This window comes from Bradyrhizobium sp. P2_E8, from assembly GCF_056403875.1.
The window spans coordinates 1-4007 of record NZ_JBFUES010000727.1; the positions used below are offsets into that span (position 1 = coordinate 1).

General features: G+C 64.9%; 4 protein-coding genes. 1 reads left to right on the plus strand and 3 read right to left on the minus strand.

Annotation, left to right across the window (positions count from 1 at the left end; genetic code table 11):
• Nucleotides 1-3: 3 nt before the first annotated feature.
• Nucleotides 4-1362 (plus strand): metallophosphoesterase family protein, encoded by a 1359-nt coding sequence (locus AC1D00_RS30490; protein WP_477013220.1) that lies wholly within the window; start codon nt 4-6, stop codon nt 1360-1362.
• 63 nt (nt 1363-1425) lie between these two features.
• Here the strand turns inward: AC1D00_RS30490 and AC1D00_RS30495 are convergent, their stop codons facing one another.
• The 3 genes from AC1D00_RS30495 to AC1D00_RS30505 all read right to left on the minus strand — a co-directional run.
• A complete protein-coding gene (locus AC1D00_RS30495) occupies nt 1426-2175 on the minus strand; it encodes an NUDIX hydrolase (RefSeq protein ID WP_477013218.1) in 750 nt (249 codons plus the stop codon).
• A 26-nt stretch (nt 2176-2201) separates the two neighbouring features.
• Complete coding sequence (locus AC1D00_RS30500) at nt 2202-2642, minus strand: DUF983 domain-containing protein (RefSeq protein ID WP_027547209.1); 441 nt, start codon at nt 2640-2642, stop codon at nt 2202-2204.
• Nucleotides 2636-4007: ribonuclease R family protein (locus AC1D00_RS30505; RefSeq protein ID WP_477013219.1), on the minus strand; the 1372-nt coding region annotated here is incomplete at its 5' end. The genes AC1D00_RS30500 and AC1D00_RS30505, both read right to left, overlap by 7 nt.

The following is a 4007-nucleotide window of genomic DNA, read 5'->3' on the forward strand; positions in this document are numbered from 1 at the left end:
GCCATGAACTCTGCGAATAATTCCATTCCCGCGATTCTGCCGCGCGGCAAGGGCCACCAATTTCTCTTGTATGGCGACTCCTGTTCAGGCGTGCCGGGCGCACTGCACGAAAAGACCTTCGCCTCGGTCAACGCAGTCGTTCAACGCCTGAGACCGCAGCCTGAATTCATTCTCTTTCCAGGCGATGAAATCATCGGACTTGCAGCGGATCCGGACGCTCTGCGCGCGCAGTGGCGATATTGGCTGGACACCGAAATGGCATGGCTCGACCGTGCGGCCACCCCGATCTGGCACACGACTGGCAATCACACGACCTATGACGCGATGAGCGAGGCCGCGTTTCGCGCGGTGCTTGACCTGCCGAATAATGGGCCGCCGGGGCAGGCTGGTCTCTCCTACCTCGTGCGGCGCGGCGACCTTCTGATGGTGTTCGTCAACACGCTCTGGAGCGGCCTTGGAGGTGAGGGCCATGTCGAGCTCGCGTGGCTGGAAACAACGCTCAGAGAGCATGGCGATGCGCGACATAAGCTCGTCCTTGGCCATCACCCGGTGTTTCCCGTCAACGGCTTTACGGGGACGTATCAGCGCGAGATCGGCCACGAATATTCTCGCCCGTTTTGGGACATCCTGGTGAACGAAAACGTGCTTGCCTACCTGTGCAGCCACATCCTCGCCTTCGACGTACAGGCGCATCGCGGCGTCCTGCAGATCTGCACCGCGGGCGCGGGAACGGCTCACAGGATGCCGGAAGGCGTCGAGTATCTGCATTGCGTTCAAGCAGCGCTTGACGAGAAGGGCCTGCGTTATCAGGTGCTCGATACCTGCGGTGCCGTCAGGGAGAGGATGGAATGGCCGCTGCCCAATCCTGATCCCGCTCGGTGGAGGGAACTGCCGCTCGGAGATGTCGAAGCGCCGTTCAGCGGATGCGTGCAGAGCGGAGACGCGATCGAGCTGAGATTGGCAGGGCAGAGCGCTGCGACCGATGTCGCATCGGCTCAGACGATCTTTACGGCTTTCACGCCTGGTTCGATCGCGCCGTTCTGGCTTGGGCTTCGGGGACCGAAGCAAACTCTGACGGCCATCGTTGGTCGTGAGCCGGGGCGCAGTCCATCCTATTGGCTTGGACCCGATCTTCCAGCAGGCGACGGTTTCGATATTCACGTCGCTATCTATCCGGACATGGGCCCCGGCGGTCTACTGTACCGCCATCATGACTCTCCCCGCTGGTCGTCCTTCAACTCTGCGACGGCGCGTGGGCTGGAGCAGCTTTCATGGCCCCGACATTGGGCTGTCGGTCACGGACAAGGCGGCCGCGAAGACCGCGCCTTCAGAGGTGCCGCGCTGAGTTTGCTCATCGCGTGAGCAGGGAGTTGATAGGTGCACGCCGAAGTCCGCTTGTGGCGGCCTTCGGCGATGTCCGTTGGATCAGCTCAAAATATCCTTCTGCATCTTGCCGCCGTAGAAATGGAAGAACGGCACCGGCGCATCGTGGCGAAGCGGGCCGGTGGCAAGGCGCGTGTCGAGCTCGTTGAGCACGTTGCGGGTCATCGGATGCAGATCGGCGAGCGGCTTCGAGCCGAGCTCGACCCAGACCAGCTCGACCAGCTCGGAATCCGCATGGATCACGCCCTCGACGCGGTGGGTGATCGCGGAGGCATCCGCGGTGAAGAAGCGGGTGTCGAAGCGCTTGACGCGGCCGGGCGGGGTGATGGCGCGCGCGATCAGGAACAGGCTCGAGGGGTCGGGCAGCAGGCCCGCATCAGCGAATGGTTGCCACGGGCCTTCGAGCCTGGCCTTGCCCTCAGCCTTGCGCCCGAGGCAGAGGCCGGTCTCCTCGCAGGCCTCGCGGATCGCGGCGATCGCCAGCGACTTGGCACGTGAGGCCGGCGTCTTCGGGCTGCCCTTGGCGAGATTGGCTTCGAGCTCGGCGGTGATGGGGGCGGCACACGGGACGCGGTAGTCGGCCTTGTCGACACGGCCGCCGGGGAAGACGAACTTGCCGGGCATGAACACCACCTTGTCGTGGCGCTTGCCGACCAGGACTTTTGGAATGGTGCCGCTGCGATCGACCAGGATCAGTGTCGCCGCATCCTTCGGACGGAAATAGGGATGATGGTCGGCTTCCTTCTCCTCGTGGACCTTTGCCTTGTCCGCTACCTGCGCCGTATCCGTCATGTCCTCACCCAACGCTTCTTATTTGCTTACACCGGCGGAATACCATCCGGAGGGTTGTCGTCAAAGCCGTGCATGCGCAGAGCCCATTGCAATCCGACCACGGCTCCCTTGACCGGCTGGAGCAACGCGAGCGAGGCGAAGAACGTGAAGGGCAGATAGGCTGCGAAGCTGAGCCAGACCGGCGTCGTGTAGTTGGTCTCGATCCAGAGGATGCCGGGCACCACGATGTGGCCGACGATGACGATGACGAGATAGGCAGGCAAATCGTCGGCGCGATGCGGCGTGAAGTCGAGGCCGCACACCGAGCAATGATCAGCAGTCTTCAGGAAGGCGCGGAACAGTTTGCCTTCGCCGCAACGCGGGCAGCGGCCGCGAAAGCCGCGCTTCATCGCCGTCCAGACGTCGCGCTTCTCGACGAGGCCGGTCTCGCGCGTCCAGATCTTCGGGGCCGTGCTCATCGTCACCATGCCTTGCCCTTTTGGCCCTTGCCTTTTCCTTTGTTCTTCTTGCCCTTGCCGGGCTTCTTCGACTTCGCCGGCTTGTGCTTCTTCGCCGGACTGCGTCCGGGATGTGCCTTGAGCGAGGGGCGGCGTTGCGGACCAGGCCGCCTGCGGCCCTGCGGCGCGGTCTCGCCGCTCGACGACAGCAGCTCGAAGCGCAGCGCGCCTGCGACGGGGGCTGCTTCTATCAGACGGACGTCGACCACGTCACCCAGCTGATGCATGGTGCCGCTGCGCGTGCCGACGAGGGCGTGGCGGCTCTCGTCATAGTTGAAATATTCCGTGCCAAGGGATCGGATCGGGATCAGGCCGTCGGCACCGGTCTCGCTCAGCTTGACGAACAGGCCGGCGCGCGTGACGCCGGAGACGCGGCCCTGGAAGCTGGCGCCGATGCGGTCGGCGAGGTGATGGGCGATCAGCCGGTCGACGGTCTCGCGCTCCGCCTTCATCGCGCGCCGTTCGGTCACCGAGATGTGGGCGGCGACCTCGCCGAGGCTTTCCGGCGTCTCGCTGTCGGGCAGGGCGCCTTCGCCGAGGCCGAGCGCGCGGACCAGCGCGCGGTGCACGACGAGGTCGGCATAGCGGCGGATCGGCGAGGTGAAATGCGCGTAGCGGCGCAGGTTGAGGCCGAAATGACCGTAATTCTCGGCGGAATATTCGGCCTGCGCCTGGGCGCGGAGCACGACTTCGCTCACCAGCGGGAAGTGGTCGTGGCCTTCGAGCTGCGCCAGCACGCGGTTGAACAGGGCCGGGCGCAGCGCGCCTGATTTGGCGAAGGGAACGTCGAGCGTCTCCAGGAACTCCGCGAGCGCGTGGACCTTCTCCAGCGTCGGCTCGTCATGCACGCGGTAGATCAGCGGCAGCGACTTCTTCTCCAGCATCTCGGCGGCCGCGACGTTGGCGAGGATCATGAACTCCTCGATCAGCTTGTGCGCATCGAGACGTTCAGGCACGACGACGCGATCGACGGTGCCGTCGCTCTTCAGGAGGATCTTGCGCTCGGGCAGATCGAGATTGAGCGGATCGCGCTCGTCGCGCGCGCGCTTGACGCAGGCATAGGCGGCGTAGAGCGGCCTCAGGATCGGATCGAGCAGGGGGCCGGTGGTGTCGTCCGGCCGGCCGTCGATCGCGGCCTGCGCTTGCGCGTAATTGAGCTTGGCCGCCGATCGCATCAGGATGCGGTGGAAGGTATGCGAGCGCTTGCGGCCGTCCGGGCCGATCACCATCCGCACCGCGAGCGCGCCGCGCGGCTCGCCCGGCACCAGCGAGCAGAGATTGTTGGAGATGCGCTCGGGCAGCATCGGCACGACGCGGTCGGGGAAATAGACCGAG

Bases quoted from the DNA above. Each gene is read 5' to 3' on its own strand.
- AC1D00_RS30490 (WP_477013220.1), top strand. From the start codon at position 4: ATGAACTCTGCGAATAATTCCATTCCCGCGATTCTGCCGCGCGGCAAG.
- AC1D00_RS30495 (WP_477013218.1), bottom strand. From the start codon at position 2,175: ATGACGGATACGGCGCAGGTAGCGGACAAGGCAAAGGTCCACGAGGAG.
- AC1D00_RS30500 (WP_027547209.1), bottom strand. From the start codon at position 2,642: ATGGTGACGATGAGCACGGCCCCGAAGATCTGGACGCGCGAGACCGGC.